The following is a 17116-nucleotide window of genomic DNA, read 5'->3' as shown; positions in this document are numbered from 1 at the left end:
TATAATTATATTATAAAGTTTAGTTAAATACTCGGAATTAAAACTATGAAAAAGGAAAGTAGTATAAAGGATGGTTACAGAGAGAAAAGGAAGCTGGGATCTTTTCACCGGTAATTTATATGAAGTGCCCTTTGGAGTTTAAGCCTGAAATAATAGTAAGGTTTTACGGTAGCGCCCGTTATAGCGATCAGGTATTAATTGTACCGTAGAATGAGTGAAATCATTATTATTATGATGGTTTAATTAGAGTGGAACCGCGAATATACTTCGTCTCTATATATAGAGACGGAGTTTTTTTTTATTAAAAATTAAATTCTAGGAGGCAGAGAAGTGATTTATAATGGAGCAATTGAATTAATAGGAAACACACCAATATTAAAGGTGAAGAGCATGGTGAATGAAAATTGTGCAGATGTATATGTAAAATTAGAAAAATTTAATCCAGGCGGAAGTGTTAAAGACAGAGCTGCTTTAGGAATGATAGAAAGAGCTGAAAAAGAAGGTATATTAAAAGCAGATTCAGTAATTGTTGAACCTACTAGTGGAAATACAGGTATTGGGTTAGCTATGATTGGAAGGCTTAAAGGTTACAAGGTTGTAATTGTAATGCCAGAAACTATGAGTAAGGAAAGAAGAGATTTAATAAAAGCTTTTGGAGCAGAATTAGTATTAACTGAAGGAGCTAAAGGAATGAAAGGAGCTATAGAGAAGGCTAATGAATTAGTTGATAATAAAGGATACTTTATGCCACAACAATTCGAGAATATAGCTAATCCAGACAAACACTATGAAACAACTGCTGATGAGATATTTAATGATATTAATGATTTAGATGTATTTGTTTCAGGAGTTGGAACTGGTGGCACAGTAACTGGTGTTGGAAAAAGATTGAAAGAAAAAATAAGTGGAATACAAGTAGTTGCAGTAGAACCAAATAATTCACAAGTTATTGCAGGAAAGAAAGCAGGAGCACATAAGATACAAGGAATAGGAGCAGGATTTGTGCCACAAAATTATAAGGATGAGTATGTAGATAATGTAATGCCTGTTACAGATGAAGATGCAATAAGAACAGCAGTAGAGTTTGCTAAAAAAGAAGGAATATTGGTTGGAATATCTTCAGGTGCGGCAATATATACAGCAATAGAAATTGCTAAGAAGTTAGGAAAAGGAAAGAAAGTTTTAGCTTTGGCACCAGATGGTGGAGAAAAGTATATTTCTATGGGAATTTATGATTAATATTTAAAAAAGGTTTTTCAAAGATTTTTAACAAAAGAAAGGGGTGCAAATATTGTTTAAAAATTTAAAATATGATTTAAATAAGGTAATGGAAAATGATCCAGCAGCTAGGAGTAAAATTGAAGTTTTCTTGCTTTATCCAACAATACATGCACTAATTGCATATAGGATAGCACATTATTTTTATACTAAAAAATTATTTTTCCTAGCTAGATTTATATCACAAATATCAAGATTTTTTACAGGTATAGAAATTCATCCAGGGGCCCAAATAGGGAGAGGATTGGTAATAGATCATGGTATGGGAGTAGTAATAGGAGAAACTGCAGAAATAGGGGATGATGTTCTTTTATATCATGGAGTAACATTAGGTGGAACTGGAAAAGATAAAGGAAAGAGACATCCTACACTTGGTAATAATGTTGTAATTGGCGCTGGAGCAAAAGTATTAGGACCAATATATATTGGAAGCAACTCTAAGATAGGTGCAAATTCTGTAGTGCTAAAGGATGTGCCTGAAGGAGCAACAGCAGTAGGGATTCCTGCTAAAAATATTATTAAAATTAAAGAAGAAAAATCAGAAATAATAGAAATTAAAGATTATAGAGGAAGAAAAAAAGAAATATATAATAATATGGTGATATAGGTGAAAGAACAAATCAAAAAATATTGTAATTCTAGAGGGATAGAAGATATAGGATTTATTGAGTGTAGAAGATTTGATGAATTATATGATTTCTATGATTATAGAAAAAGTAATAAACTGGAAAATGAATTTGAAGAAAGTGATATAGAGAAAAGAATAAATCCAAAGTGGTATATGAATGAAGGGAAAACTATTATTTCAATAGCTTTTCCCTATCTTTGGGTTGATAACTATATTGAAAATGGATTTTCCAAATATACAAAGGGGCTTGACTATCATAGGGTTGTAAAAAAGTATTTAGATGAAATATGCAGTTTAATAAATGAAAACGGAGGAAAGGCAATTTCGTTTGTTGATAGTAATACATTACCAGAAAGATATATTGCATATTTAGCCGGTATTGGTTTTATAGGGAAAAATAATATGATAGCAACTAAGAATTATGGATCTTATGTTTTTTTAGGAGAAATAATAACAGACTTAAGTTTATTTGATAAAGATAAAAGAGATTTTAATGAAATAAAAGAATTTAAGGAATGTGGGCAATGCAATATATGTTATAAAGAGTGTCCAACTAAATCTATAAATGAGAGAAAAAAGAATCCTAATATTTGTTCGTCTTATATAACTCAAAAGAAAGAACTTTCAGATATGGAAATAAAGCTTTTAAAAGGAAAGATATTTGGTTGTGACATTTGTCAAAATAAATGTCCATATAATAAGAATATAAAATTTTCTAATATAGGTGAGTTTAAACCTTTAAGGTTTATGGAAGAATTAGATTGTGAGCTATATGCGGGGATTAATAATAAGGCATTTAAAGAAAATATATTAATTACTTCATGTGGATGGAGAGGAAAAAATATAATTAAAAGAAATGCTATAATAAAATTACATAATGAAGGTAGAGATATAAAGAAATATAAAGGAGATTCACCTTATTTAAATGATTATATTGAAAGATTAAATAAGTAAAGACAATTGTTTAGTTTAAGTATATAAAATATAATATAAATAGTGATTATATAAGGGGGGATAAAAGTGATTTCTAAAGGTGCTGCAAGGTTAATGAGGTTTTTACCAGAGAAAGTAGTGTTTAAGATAGCTAGAAATGCTATAAATGGATATTTAAATAAATATGCAGAGATAAAAGTTAATGGATATGAAAATATTAAAAAGGTAGATGGGGCAAAAATATTTATTTGTAATCACTTAAGTAATTCAGATGGATTTATATTAGAAAAGGTATTGAAAGAAGATTATGATCCAACATTTGTAGCTGGTGTAAAGTTAAGTAATGATCCTGTAACAAATCTAGGGACTAAAATAGTTAAAAACATATCAATAAAACCTAATACTGCAGATAAAGATGCAATAATGGGAATGATAAAAATTCTTAAAGATGGTGAAAATTTAGTTCTATTTCCAGAGGGAACAAGAAGCAGAACTGGGAGTATGATTGAAGCTAAAAAAGGAGTTATACTTATTGCTAGAATGAGCAAAGCTAACATAATTCCAATTTCTTTAAGTGGTACGGAAAAGTTATTACCTATTAATAAAGACGGAGATATGTCTCAAGAAAAATGGAATAATGCTGTTGTAAATGTAAATATAGGTGAACCTGTTATTATTCCTAAGAAAGAAAAAGAAGAATCTAAACATGATTATGACGAAAGATGCTTAAATTATTTAATGAAATCTATAGCAAAAGGACTTCCGGAGGAATATAGGGGTTTTTATAAATAATTAAGAATGTAAGTATATTGGGATTAGGGTTTCGTATATTTACATGTTAATGGAGGAAATGAAAGATGAAACAAAGGACTAAAATAATATTAGAAGAGTTAAAAAAAATGTATCCTGATGCAAAATGTGAATTAAATCATGAAACTCCATTTCAATTATTAGTTGCAACTATTTTATCAGCTCAAACAACTGATAAGAAGGTAAATGAAGTTACTGAAGATTTATTTAAGGAGTATCCAGATGTAGATGCATTTTTAACTTTATCAATTGATGAGTTAGAAAATAGAATTAGGCAAATAGGGCTTTATAGAAGTAAAGCTAAAAATATATTAATTATGTGCAATCAGTTAAAGAGTAAGTTTAATGGAGAAGTTCCAAGAACTATGGATGAAATAACAAGTTTGGCTGGTGCAGGAAGAAAAACAGCTAATGTAGTTTTATCAAATGCATTTGGAGTACCTTCTATTGCTGTAGATACTCATGTTTTTAGAGTATCTAATAGATTAGGTCTTGCTGATTCAGATAATGTACTTGAAGTTGAGAAGCAGTTACAAGCAGAATTGCCTAAAAAGGAATGGAGTCTTACTCATCACTTATTAATATTTCATGGTAGAAGAATGTGTATAGCAAGAAATCCTAAGTGTGGAGAGTGTCCATTTACTAATAGATGTAAATATTTTAAAGAGCAAAAAGCAAAAAAACATTAAGGTTTATAAGGATATATTAATTACAACCTTTATAAATTATAAAAAAATTTATATGATATAATTATTAAAGAATTATTCTCTCTAAGAATATGTTGTATAATATATAAAATTCCATATAAATTTAGGAGAAAATATATTTTGCTTTGAAAGAGATAATTATTAAATTGAATGAATTATAGGAGGAAATGAATGAAGGTTGGAGTAATAATGGGAGGAATTTCATCAGAAAGAGAAATTTCACTTAAAAGCGGTAATTCTATAGTAGAAAAAATAGATAAAATTAAATATGAGGTAGTACCTGTAGTAATAGATAATAAAGAAGATATAATAACAAAGGTTAAAGGACTTGATTTTGCTTTATTAGCTCTTCATGGAAAATTTGGAGAAGATGGAACTGTTCAATCTGTACTTCAAACTTTAGATATACCATATTCAGGATGTGGACCAATTAGTTCAGGTGTATGTATGGATAAGGATTTTACAAAGAGAGTTTTAAAAGCAAATGATATCAGAACAGCTAGATGGATAAATGTTTCATCTGTTGATGAAATTGATTATGATAAGATTGAGGAAATGGGATATCCTGTATTTGTTAAACCTACTAATGGAGGTTCAAGTGTTGCGACATTTAAAGTAAAAGAAAAAAGTGAAATAAAAGCAGCGGTTGAAGAAGGGTTAAAATGGGATTGTGAAGTAATGATTGAAGAATTTGTTGAAGGCGAAGAAATAACTTGTCCTGTATTTGATGGTGAAATGTGGCCTGTTATAGCAATAAAACCACATTCGGATTTCTTTGATTATACTCAAAAATACGCAGCAGATGGAGCAGATGAAATTGTTGTTCAGCTAGAAGAAACTCTTCATAAAGAAGTTGAGAAAATGGCATTAAATACTTATAAGGCATTAAAATGTCAAGTTTATGCTAGAGTTGATATGATAATAGATAAAAATGGAATACCGTATATATTAGAAGTTAATACTTTACCAGGAATGACTCCAGCAAGTCTTTTCCCAAAAAGTGCTGCAGCAATAAATATTAGTTATTCTGGATTATTAGATAAGATTATAGAAACTTCTATGAAAGTAAAAAGAAGCCATTAAGATAGTTAAAGGTTTTGAGTTAATAGTTAGTAGTTGAGGAATAAATTCAACCAAAGCTAAATTAAGATAAGTATAAAAGCTAGAATCATATTTGATGATTCTAGCTTTTTTTGGGAAATTTATAGCGTCTAAGATAGATGAGTTTTAAGTTAGTTGTTAAGTAAAAAAATTCAGCTAAGCTGAATTAAAAAACTTCCTTAGGAGTGTACATCTTAACTGTTAATTATTAACTATTTAAACTTTGTAACAATAAATAAATTTTAAAATAGTATAATACTAAGGAATTTTATTTATTGGAGGGCTTATGCAAGATAGAACTGACAAAAGTCTATTTGGTATAGATATTAATGAATATTCACAAGATGTGGATTTTTCCGTTCTTGCAACGACTATAGACTTTTTATACCTAAGATCTTCAGGATCGGCTTCAGGACGTTTTAGAGTTGATAAGAAATTTTTAGAATTTGCAGGTAAAGCTAGAAATTTAAAAATACCAGTTGGAGCATATCATTTTGGAGTTCCTAGTTATGATCTAACTACAGCTGATTCTCAATGTGATGATTTTATAAATATACTTCAAGAGGGATTTGGAGAGAAAGATTACGGAGATTTATTTCCAGTACTAGATATTGAGACACCTACTGATAACTCAATTTCTACATCGGCATTGATAAATTGGATTGATAGATTTAGAAAAAGATTCGAGAAAAAGACTAGAAGAAGATTGATGCTTTATACAGGTGTATTCTTTGTGGAAATGTATAATAATTTTTATATACCTAATGAAGGGTATCCATTAAAAAATATGATTTTATGGATTGCTCATTATACTGCAATTCCAGGTAATGCACCGGTTCCACCAGATGTAGGAGGATGGACAAGATGGAGAATATGGCAATATAGTGAATCAGCAACGGTGGCAGGGGTTACTAGCATGGTAGATGCTAACTGGGGACCAGATAGTATAGATTTATTAACTCAGCCTAGAAATGTTGCAGGACTTACTGTAAATAGAAAGGGAAATATATTAAATATTAGTTGGAAAAAGAATACTGATACTGACTTAGTTGGATATAATATTTTTGCAAATAATTACTGGATAGGTACAGTAGATGCAAAAGATACTAGTTTTTCAATTAATATAAATCAATTACCATTTACCGTAAAAGGAACAATAAAAATAAGTATTGAAGCCTTTGATAGAGATGGTGAAACATCAAAAAATAGAAGCAGTTTTACAATATAAGTGAGCTTCTAAATCTTTGATTTAGTTAAGCGAACTTACTCATCCGACGGTTAGGAGGAGGAGTTTCATTTGAGAAATGCTTCTAAATCTTTGATTTAGTTAAGCGAACTTGCTTGAAGCTCTAAATTTTGAATTTGGCAAGCTGAAAGTACACTTTAGTGTATTCATCCGACAGTTAGGAGGATGGAGTTAATTGTAATAAAAGAATAGCTTTCTTATTGTTTTGCATAGAAAAATTAAATTTACAAATAATAAATGAATATAAAACGATAAAGAAAGCTATTTTTATTCATGTTTTTTATTGTATTTAAAAAAATGGAATGATTTTATTAATTGTATTAAATTAAAGAATGGAATATAATTAATACATAATGCAATTATAAGCAATTATAGATATTTTTTGTGGGAGGAGTGAAGGTGTGAATACTGAGGAATCGAAAGATGGTAAATTAAAGGCTGCTATGTCTAAAAATAAGAAACTAATAATTATAATAGCGAGTATTGTAGTATTACTTGCAGGAATATGTGGTGCCTATATTTTGAATGTTAAAAACAAAGTTGAAGCATGGAATGATAAAATATATCCTGGTGTACAAGCTTATGGAATAGACTTAGGTGGTAAAACAAAAGAAGAAGCAATAGATCTAATTAATACTCAACTACTTTCTTTAATTGGTGATAAAGTAATAAAGGTTTCAGTTGGTGATAATTCGTTTGAATTAAAATATTCAGATGTTAACCCAACAGTAAGTGCAGATGAAACTGTGGAGAAAGCTTTAGAATATGGAAAAGATGCCAAGTTATTTGATAAAAAGAAAATGATAGAAAATGGTGTAGAGGCTCATGTTGATACTGTATTAAGCTACGATGAAGAAAAGGTTAATGAATTTGCAAATAGCGTTAATGATCAAATCAAAGTTGAAGCAGTAGATGCAACTATTTCAATTAGTGGTAGCAATATATCAGTTACTTCAGAGACTAATGGAAAACATATTGATGTAGAGGCTTTAATAAATGAGATAAAAGGCTGCATAGATCCAGATCCAGAAAAGACAGAAGAAGTAGCTGTAGAGTTACAAGAGTATTCTCCAAGGGTTACGGCAGAAGCATTAAATAAAATTGATGGGGTAATGTCGTCATTTTCAAGTACATTTAGTCAAGCAGATTCTGGAAGAGTTGAAAATTTAAGAATAGCTACTGGATATATTAATGGAACATTATTAATGCCAGGTGATGAATTCAGTTATAATAATACTATAGGACCAACAACCCCTGAAAGAGGTTATAAAGAAGCAAATACATATGTAGGAGCAACAATCGTACCAGGATATGGTGGAGGTGTATGTCAAGTATCAAGTACGCTTTATAGAGCAGTAATACAAGCTAATATAAGATCAACTGAAAGAAGAAATCATTCAATGACAGTTGGATATGCTAAGCCAGGACTTGATGCTACAGTTGCGGCAGGATACATAGATTATAAGTTTGTAAATACTTATGATTTCCCAATTTATATTCAAGGTTATTTATCAGGAAATCAAGTAGTATTTAATATTTTTGGAAATAAAGGAGCTATGGGTGGAAAAACTTATGAGCTTGTTAATGAAATATTAGAAACTTATAATTATGGTACAGAAGAAGTTAAGGATGCTTCATTAAATGAAGGAACAAGAGTTGTTAAGTCAGCAGGAGCAAATGGATGTAAGGCAAGTGGTTACTTAGTAACTTATGAAAATAGAGTTCAAGTAAATAAAGAACTTATATCTACAGATGTCTACTCATCAAGAAATGAAGTTGTTAGTGTGGGGACGAAAAAGGTTGAAACTCAAGTAGAACAGCCAGTAGAAACAACTACAGAACAGCCAGCTGAAGAAGTAGAAGTAAATTAAATGAAAGATTTACATAAAAAAATATTGTAAATTATAAAATGGTCATAATATATGTTATGGGAAAGTATAAGCCAATAACATTATATTATGACTTTTTTTTATAAAATAAAAAACCTTTTATAAGTATAAGCTATAAAATATAATGTACGAATTTTATGGATCAAAGTTAGAAAGTAAGGAGTTCTATATGAAGTATAAGATGATATGTATAGATATGGACGGCACTTTGCTAGGAAGAAGAAAGAGGATTTCAGAAAAAAACAAAAGAGCTATAAAAGAAGCACATGATCTGGGAGTTGAAATAGTTGTAACTACAGGAAGGTTATATAATAATGCATTATATTTTTCTAAAATTTTAGGTGTAAATTCTCCTGTAGTAGCAGCTAATGGTGCTATTGTTATAGATCAGAAAACTAATGAAGTTATATATGAATGTTCTATTCCAAAGGAGGAATGTATTAAAATACTTGATATATTAATGAAATATAATGCTTTTTTTCAGTTTAATACAAAGGACACTATTTACTGCAATAATTGGTTAACAAAAGTATCAACGCAATGTTATATGACAAAACAAGTATGTTGTGAAAATTTAAATGTAAAGTATATAAATGTTAGAAGTAAAGAGGAATGGATAAAAGTATTTAATAATGAGGATATGGATAAAGCAATTGTTATAAGTCCTTTGGGGTCTACTATATTAAAAATTAAAAAAGAAATAAATAGTTTAAGCGATATTGTTAGTTTTTCATCAGGAGGACATAGTTTAGAAATTAATTATAGGAATGCATCAAAAGGTAATGCAGTTAAAGCATTAATTGATAAATATAATATTAGTGAAAAAGAGTTAATTTGCATTGGAGATAATGAAAATGATATGTCTATGATAGAATTAGCAGGTTTAGGAATAGCCATGGGAAATGCAATCCCGAAGCTTAAAAATATAGCTGATTATATAACTGATACTAATAGAAATGATGGAGTTGCAAAGGTTATTGATAAATTTATATTAAAAGGAAAATAGTTTAAATAATTATTATGATAATAGCATATTATAATGATATAAATAATATTAATTATTTATTTAAAAATTAAGAAAATGTAAAATGCTTTGACTATTAAAAGACTATATAGTATCATAAAATATATATAAATAGTGTAAAGTAAGATGTTATATCATCTTACTTTTTGTTTTGGAAGGTGAAATCTTTGAATTTAAATATAGTTTTATATCAACCAGAAATACCACAAAATACTGGAAATATAGCAAGAACTTGCGTTTTAACAGATTCAACTCTTCATTTAATAAAGCCATTAGGGTTTAGTATTGATGATAAGGCTGTTAGAAGATCAGGTTTAGATTATTGGAAAGACTTAAAATTGGAAGTTCATGAATCGTATGAAGATTTCATGGCTAAATATGGAGATAGAAGAATATTTTTAGCTACTACCCATGGAGGAAATATGTATTCAGATGAAAAATTTCAAAATGGAGATTTTATAATGTTTGGAAGAGAATCATCAGGTGTTCCTGAAGAGGTACATAATGCACATATGGGAATAAGAATACCTATGGTACAAACAAGTACAAGAAGCTTGAATTTATCAAATACCGTAGCTATAGTAGCTTATGAAGCATTAAAACAAATTGGTTTTCCAAATATGAAATAATAATAATAGGGGGTACTTGTATGGAAAAAATTAAGATCATTACTGATAGTACTTTAGATTTACCAGCAGATCTTGTTAGGGAAAAGGGGATTGAAGTTTTACCTTTATTAATTAACTTTGGAGAAGATAGTTATCTAGATGGAGTAGAGATAAATACACATGAGATGTTAGAAAGAATAGAGAAAGAAAATATTCTTCCTACTACAGCTCAAGTTACACCAAGTAGATTTGAAGAGACTTTTAAAAAATACCTAGATGAAGGATATAAAATTGTAACATTAGTTTTATCATCAGAAATGAGCGGGACATATCAATCAGCTTGTATAGCGAAAAATATGTTAGAAAGTGATGATATTGTTATAATTGATTCTAGAAATGTAACATCTGGATTAGGGGTTTTAGTATTAAAAGCTTGTGAGTTTAGAGATAATGGAGATAATATTTTTGAGATTGAACAAAAAATCAAAGATTTAATTCCAAAAGTAAAAAGTTCTTTAAGTTTTGAATCATTAGAAAACCTAGTAAGAGGTGGAAGACTTTCTAAGGCGGCAGGTACAATTGGAAGTGTTTTAGGATTAAGACTTATTTTAGAAGTTAAAGATGGTCAAATGGCTGTTAAAGATAAGGTTAGAGGTAGTAAAAAGGCATTAAAGAAAGTTATTTCTGATTTTGAAAATGGAAATGTAGATCTTAATTCACCGATAGTATTATTAGAAATACTAAATGAGGAAATATATTTAGGGTTAAAAAAATATTTTGATGAAAATAATATTAATTATATAGATGCAAAAGTTGGATGTACTGTTGGAATACATTCAGGTATTAAAGCATGTGGTATTTTCTTTATTAAAAAATAGTGTAATAGCAAGTAATAACTCTAAAGTTATTACTTGCTTATTTTTTTGATGCCTAATGGAAAAAAATTCATGAATAGATATGTATAAATAGTATAAAATATAATAGTAAACTGATAAAAGATTGGTTTGAAAGTTTATAAAATATAGTTATAATGAGGTTAAAAACTCATTATAAGCAAAAAAGAGAAAAAAATATAAAAAAAATTACTAGAAAGACTTTCAAATTTTAGATATCTGTTTTATAATAATAAATGTGGGACATAAAAGTCATTGCTGGGACGTTTTTAGTCCAAAGGAGGGTCTGTGGTGCAGGAAATATTAGAGTTGCAAAGAAAGATAGTTCCTGAGCTAGTGGAAGTCCTAGAAAAACGATATAATGTTTTAAGGACAATTTATTATAACCAACCTATTGGAAGAAGAATGCTAGCAAATGAACTTGATCTTGGCGAAAGAGTAGTTAGAAATGAAATTGATTTGTTAAAATCACAAAACTTAATAGAAATTAATACCCCTGGTATGACGGTCACAAAAGATGGACAAAAAGTATTAGATGGATTAAAAGAATTTATCTATGAAATTAAAGGGTTAAATGATATTGAGCAATGTATTAAATCATTTTTAGGTGTAAAAGATGTTGTTATAGTTCCAGGAAATGTTGATGAAAATCCAGAAACTATAAAGGAACTAGGTAGAGCAGCAGCTAACTATATAAAGAATCTTATTAAAGATAAAGATATAATTGCCATAACTGGAGGAAGCACAATTAAAGAAGTGGTTGAAGCTTTTCCAAAGGTAAATAATGTTTCAGATGTTCTTGTTATTCCTGCTAGAGGCGGAATGGGAAGAAAAGTTGAAAGTCAAGCTAATTATTTAGCAGCATCTTTAGCAAATAAACTTGATGGAACTTATAGATTATTACATATTCCTGAAAATGTAAGCTATAAAGTGTTAGAAGGACTTCTTAAAGAAAAACAAATAAAAGAAGTTATTGATACTATTCATAATGCTGATATTTTAATTTATGGAATAGGTAATGCAATTCATATGGCTAAAAAACGTGGGTTGTCAGAAGAATATATAAGTAAACTTCAAAAACTAGGAGCAGTTGGTGAAGCCTTTGGATGTTATTTCAATAAAGATTCAGAAGTTGTTTCAGAAAATACACCAATTGGAATAAACATTAATGATGCTAAAAAAATTAACACGCATATTGCTGTGGCGGCAGGAGAAAATAAAGTGGAAGCTATTATTGCAGCTGAAATGAATAATTCAAATGCTGTTTTAGTAACAGATGAAGCTGCAGGAAGAAAAATTGCTGAATTAATTAAGTCAAATAAATAGTACTTAATTAAAAGAAAATTTGTTAATTAAGATATTTCAACATATTAGTTAAGATTTAAAATTTAATTTTAAATATATAATATCTATTTTTAGGAGGTAATTGTAATGGTAAGAGTTGCAATAAACGGTTTTGGACGTATAGGACGTCTTGCATTTAGACAAATGTTTGGAGCAGAAGGGTATGAAATAGTTGCTATCAACGATTTAACAAGCCCAAAAATGTTAGCTCATTTATTAAAATATGATTCAGCACAAGGTAGATACGCTTTAGGTGATACAGTTGTTGCTGGAGAAAATTCTATCACTGTTGATGGAAAAGAAGTAAGAATTTATGCTGAAGCTGACGCTTCTAAATTACCATGGGGAGAAATTGGTGTTGACGTAGTATTAGAATGTACTGGATTCTACGTATCAAAAGCTAAATCTCAAGCTCATATCGAAGCAGGTGCTAAGAAAGTTGTTATATCAGCTCCAGCTGGAAACGACCTTCCAACAGTTGTATTCAACGTAAACCAAGATATATTAACTGCTGAAGATAACATAATCTCAGCTGCATCTTGTACTACAAACTGCTTAGCTCCAATGGCTAAAGCTTTAAATGACTACGCTACAATCCAATCAGGAATAATGTCAACAATCCACGCTTACACTGGAGACCAAATGATCTTAGATGGTCCTCAAAGAAAAGGTGATTTAAGAAGAGCTAGAGCTGGGGCTGTTAACATAGTACCTAACTCAACTGGAGCTGCTAAAGCTATCGGATTAGTTATTCCAGAATTAAACGGAAAATTAATCGGTTCTGCACAAAGAGTACCAGTTCCAACTGGATCATCAACTATCTTAGTTGCAGTTGTTAAGGGTGAAAATGTAACTGTAGAAGGAATCAACGCTGCTATGAAAGCTGCTTCTAACGAATCATTCGGTTACACTGAAGAAGAATTAGTTTCTTCAGACATCATCGGAATCAAATACGGTTCATTATTCGATGCAACTCAAACAATGGTATCTGAAATCGGAGAAGGATTATACCAAGTTCAAGTTGTTTCATGGTATGACAACGAAAACTCATACACTAGCCAAATGGTTAGAACTATTAAATACTTCGCTGAATTAGCTTAATTTTAATAGATAAATAAATACGGATTTAGATGCTTATAAAAGCACTCTTATAAGATCCTAAAATGGGTCCGGTCTCTAAGGCATACTTATAAGACCGGGCCTCTTTTAAAATTATAGATAAAATTATGAATAAATTATGAGGTGAAAAGAATGAGCTTTAATAAGAAAACAATTGAAGATATTCAAGTTAACGGTAAAAGAGTTTTAGTAAGATGTGACTTTAACGTTCCATTAAAAGATGGAGTTATCACTGATGAAAATAGATTAGTAGGAGCTCTTCCAACAATCAAGTACTTAGTTGAAAATGGAGCTAAAGTTATACTTTGCTCTCACTTAGGAAAAGATGCTTCTAAGACTTTAGCACCAGTTGCTGTAAGATTAAGCGAAATGTTAGGTAAAGAAGTTGTTTTCGCTAGAGATGAAGAAGTTGTTGGAGAAAATGCTAGAAAAGCTGTTGCTGATATGAAAGACGGAGACGTTGTATTATTAGAAAACACTAGATGCAGAAAAGAAGAAACTAAGAACGGAGAAGAATTATCTAAGGAATTAGCTTCTTTATGTGATATCTACGTTAATGATGCATTCGGAACTGCTCACAGAGCTCACTCTTCAACTGAAGGTGTTACTAAGTTTGTAGATACAGCTGTATGCGGATACTTAATCCAAAAAGAATTAAAATTCTTAGGGGAAGCTGTAAACAACCCAGTTAGACCTTTCGTTGCTATATTAGGTGGATCTAAGGTTTCTGATAAAATAGCTGTTATCAACAACTTATTAGAAAAAGTTGATACAATCATCATTGGTGGAGGAATGGCTTATACATTCTTAAAAGCTCAAGGATATGAAATCGGAACTTCTTTATGTGAAGATGATAGAATGGACTACGCTAAGGAAATGATCGCTAAAGCTGAAGCTAACGGTGTTAAATTCTTATTACCAGTAGACCACAGAATTGCTGATGGATTCAAGGATGTTGAAGCTACAGTTACTGAAGATCAAAACATTCCAGCTGGATTCATGGGATTAGATATCGGACCTAAGACAGAAGCTTTATATGCTGATGCAATTAAAGATGCTAAGACTGTTATCTGGAACGGACCAATGGGAGTATTCGAATTCGAAAACTTCAACAAAGGAACAATTGCTGTTGCTAAGGCTATGGCTGATGCAGATGCTACAACAGTTATCGGTGGAGGAGACTCAGCTGCTGCTGTTAACATATTAGGATTCGGAGACAAAATGACTCACATCTCTACAGGTGGTGGAGCTTCATTAGAATTCTTAGAAGGTAAAACTTTACCAGGAATCGCTGCTTTAAACGATAAGTAGGATTTTATTAAAAATAGGTTTAAAGGTTATGAATGAAGGCTAATCTTCATTCATAACTAATTGTTTAAAATTAAATTATGAGGTGAATAGAATGAGAAAAGCTATTATTGCTGGAAACTGGAAAATGCACTATACTCCAGAAGAAGCTGTTAAAGTTATAAATGAATTAAAACCATTAGTAAAGGATGCTACTTGTGATGTAGTAGTTTGCCCTACTTTTGTTTGTTTAGATGCTGTATTAAAAGCAGTTGAAGGATCAAACATCAAAGTTGCTGCTCAAAACATGCACTTTGAAGAAAAAGGAGCTTTCACTGGTGAAATTGCTCCAAGAATGTTAGAAGCTATGGGAGTTAGCTATGTTGTTTTAGGACATAGTGAAAGAAGAGAAATGTTTAACGAAACAGATGAAGCTTTAAACAAGAAAGTTAAAGCTGCTTTCGCTCACAACTTAACTCCAATCCTTTGCTGTGGAGAAACTTTAGAGCAAAGAGAAAACGGAACAACTAATGCAGTTGTTGGAGCTCAAATCAAAGCTGATTTAGAAGGTTTATCACCAGAATTAGCAGAAAAAGTTGTTATAGCTTACGAACCAATCTGGGCTATCGGAACTGGTAAAACTGCTACAGATGAGCAAGCAAACGAAACAATAATGGCTGTAAGAAGCGTTGTTGCTGAAATGTTTGGTCAAGAAGTTGCTAATAAAGTAAGAATACAATATGGTGGATCAGTTAAGCCAGGAACTATAAAAGCTCAAATGGCTCAATCTGATATCGATGGAGCTTTAGTTGGTGGAGCTAGCTTAGTTGCTGCTGATTTTGCTCAAATCGTAAACTACTAGAATTTAATAAAAAAAGAAATCCTCTGCTAGGGATTTCTTTTTTTCATTAAATTATTTAGAATCGCCATTTTTATCAAGAAGTAACTTACTTATATTAATCATATATTCATTATAGTTATATAAATTATTTATAGAATTTGAAAGTTGATTTAGGGCTGATCTTATTGATTCTATTTCATTACATATATCTATTGATGAATCATCTGAACATTTCTTTTCAATGGTAATAAATTTATTAATGATTGATGATAATGCAGTTTTGCAATCATTATAATTTTTTGCCATTTCTGAATTATTGAAGTCTACAACATTTAAATAATTAATCAATGTAGCATTTTGAATTAATTGGTTTCGTACTTCTTTTACTTCTTCTGAATTATTTTGAAAATTGAAAAATGTTTCTAGTGTATTAATTGAATTAGATAAAGGTGAAGATTCATCATTATCACTAGAGTTAGTTGTATTAGTCGATGTTAGAGAAGAAAAGTCATTGCTAATATTTTTAGAAGTTTTTACAAATTTTTTTGCAAGCAATGGGGGAAGAGCCATTAGAGCAGTAAAGATACTACTAATCCACCCTATAAAAGTTTTTTGATTACCAATAGACTGAGAAATATTATTTGATGATTTTTCAAGAGAATCCTTATGAGCAGCTATAAGATTACTAACAGTGTGAAGAATTTTTAACTTAGAATTATTAGAATTAGTAACAAGTGTTTCGAAGTCTTTTGAAGCAGGATAAGTTATAGTACTATCAAAAATTGTTTGATTTATAGAATCATAATCCTTAATTAAATCAACAAGTGTATTTTTATCTTCCGTTGATATTATTTCGTTATTCAAAAGTGTATCTGAATAATCATAGGCATTGTTTAAATTAGTTTCATAATCGTCTTTATATTTTGATTTTCCTGTCACTATAAAAGATTCTTGAGAATCACTCATTTCAGTTATCGTAGTTTTAAAGCTATCAAGTTCTGTTATTGTATTTCTAATATTATCTGAATCACTTAAGGTATTTGATAGCGAGGAGTTGTTATAAAAGACAAAGAGATTTAAGGTTATAATTAGCGTTATTGCTAGAATTATAATATAGATTAAAAGCTTTTTCATAATAAACCATCCCTTGTATATATTCTAATTCATTATATGAAAAGGAATAAATATTAAGTGCCTTTAATAATTTTTCTCAAGGTTGCAAAAAATAAATTATCAGAAAATTTTTTGGACAATCGTTTACAAAAAAGTATCTATATTGTTTAGAAATAATAATTATAGTATAATAAACATGGTTCAATAAGAATACTAATGACGAGTGAGATTCAGAGAGGACTTAAGCTATATGATGAAACTCACAAGGTTATAAGTCTTTTTGAAACTAAAAAGT

At 29.9% G+C, this 17116-nt stretch carries 16 protein-coding genes and 1 other annotated feature; of the genes, 15 read left to right on the top strand and 1 reads right to left on the bottom strand.

Going from position 1 to position 17116, the window contains the following annotated elements; translation table 11 throughout:
- The first annotated feature begins 36 nt into the window (after positions 1–36).
- Positions 37–278 (top strand) — a binding site (T-box leader).
- Positions 279–330: 52 nt separating this feature from the next.
- From cysK to tpiA, 15 genes are all read left to right on the top strand, one after another.
- Positions 331–1239: a cysteine synthase A gene (cysK, locus tag I4V63_RS04195; RefSeq protein WP_196000045.1), complete on the top strand. Its 909-nt coding sequence runs from the start codon at positions 331–333 to the stop codon at positions 1237–1239.
- 43 nt (positions 1240–1282) lie between these two features.
- A complete protein-coding gene (gene epsC, locus I4V63_RS04190; RefSeq protein WP_196000044.1) occupies positions 1283–1885 on the top strand; it encodes a serine O-acetyltransferase EpsC in 603 nt (200 codons plus the stop codon).
- The gene (gene queG, locus I4V63_RS04185; RefSeq protein ID WP_196000043.1) at positions 1886–2860 is read left to right on the top strand and encodes a tRNA epoxyqueuosine(34) reductase QueG; all 975 of its coding nucleotides are present in this window, start codon (positions 1886–1888) and stop codon (positions 2858–2860) included.
- 66 nt (positions 2861–2926) lie between these two features.
- Positions 2927–3631, top strand: a complete 705-nt coding sequence (locus tag I4V63_RS04180) for a lysophospholipid acyltransferase family protein (protein WP_196000042.1) — start codon at positions 2927–2929, stop codon at positions 3629–3631.
- 65 nt (positions 3632–3696) lie between these two features.
- Positions 3697–4338 (top strand): endonuclease III, encoded by a 642-nt coding sequence (gene nth / locus I4V63_RS04175; RefSeq protein ID WP_196000041.1) that lies wholly within the window; start codon positions 3697–3699, stop codon positions 4336–4338.
- Between the two features lie 189 nt (positions 4339–4527).
- Complete coding sequence (locus tag I4V63_RS04170; RefSeq protein ID WP_196000040.1) at positions 4528–5439, top strand: D-alanine--D-alanine ligase; 912 nt, start codon at positions 4528–4530, stop codon at positions 5437–5439.
- Positions 5440–5743: 304 nt separating this feature from the next.
- On the top strand, positions 5744–6685 hold the full coding sequence (locus tag I4V63_RS04165) for a glycoside hydrolase family 25 protein (RefSeq protein WP_196000039.1): 942 nt from the start codon (positions 5744–5746) through the stop codon (positions 6683–6685).
- Positions 6686–7104: 419 nt separating this feature from the next.
- Positions 7105–8574, top strand: coding sequence for a VanW family protein (locus I4V63_RS04160; protein WP_347707719.1), 1470 nt, complete (start codon positions 7105–7107; stop codon positions 8572–8574).
- A 187-nt stretch (positions 8575–8761) separates the two neighbouring features.
- The gene (locus tag I4V63_RS04155; protein ID WP_196000038.1) at positions 8762–9598 is read left to right on the top strand and encodes an HAD family hydrolase; all 837 of its coding nucleotides are present in this window, start codon (positions 8762–8764) and stop codon (positions 9596–9598) included.
- A gap of 185 nt (positions 9599–9783) precedes the next feature.
- A complete protein-coding gene (locus I4V63_RS04150) occupies positions 9784–10245 on the top strand; it encodes a tRNA (cytidine(34)-2'-O)-methyltransferase (protein ID WP_196000037.1) in 462 nt (153 codons plus the stop codon).
- A gap of 20 nt (positions 10246–10265) precedes the next feature.
- Positions 10266–11102: a DegV family protein gene (locus I4V63_RS04145; protein ID WP_196000036.1), complete on the top strand. Its 837-nt coding sequence runs from the start codon at positions 10266–10268 to the stop codon at positions 11100–11102.
- A 306-nt stretch (positions 11103–11408) separates the two neighbouring features.
- Complete coding sequence (locus tag I4V63_RS04140; protein ID WP_196000035.1) at positions 11409–12443, top strand: sugar-binding domain-containing protein; 1035 nt, start codon at positions 11409–11411, stop codon at positions 12441–12443.
- Between the two features lie 105 nt (positions 12444–12548).
- On the top strand, positions 12549–13562 hold the full coding sequence (gene gap, locus I4V63_RS04135) for a type I glyceraldehyde-3-phosphate dehydrogenase (protein ID WP_005211699.1): 1014 nt from the start codon (positions 12549–12551) through the stop codon (positions 13560–13562).
- A 150-nt stretch (positions 13563–13712) separates the two neighbouring features.
- Entirely contained in the window at positions 13713–14891 is a 1179-nt protein-coding gene (locus tag I4V63_RS04130) for a phosphoglycerate kinase (protein WP_133013754.1), read from the top strand.
- Positions 14892–14982: 91 nt separating this feature from the next.
- On the top strand, positions 14983–15729 hold the full coding sequence (gene tpiA, locus I4V63_RS04125) for a triose-phosphate isomerase (RefSeq protein WP_196000034.1): 747 nt from the start codon (positions 14983–14985) through the stop codon (positions 15727–15729).
- Between the two features lie 51 nt (positions 15730–15780).
- Here the strand turns inward: tpiA and I4V63_RS04120 are convergent, their stop codons facing one another.
- On the bottom strand, positions 15781–16842 hold the full coding sequence (locus I4V63_RS04120) for a hypothetical protein (RefSeq protein WP_196000033.1): 1062 nt from the start codon (positions 16840–16842) through the stop codon (positions 15781–15783).
- Positions 16843–17116: the final 274 nt, after the last annotated feature.

It is taken from the genome of Clostridium sp. 1001271B_151109_B4 (assembly GCF_015670405.1).
In the GTDB taxonomy this organism is placed as follows: Bacteria; Bacillota; Clostridia; order Clostridiales; family Clostridiaceae; genus Clostridium.
Note: the sequence above shows the minus strand (reverse complement) of the source record. Positions and strands in the feature narration are given on the sequence as shown.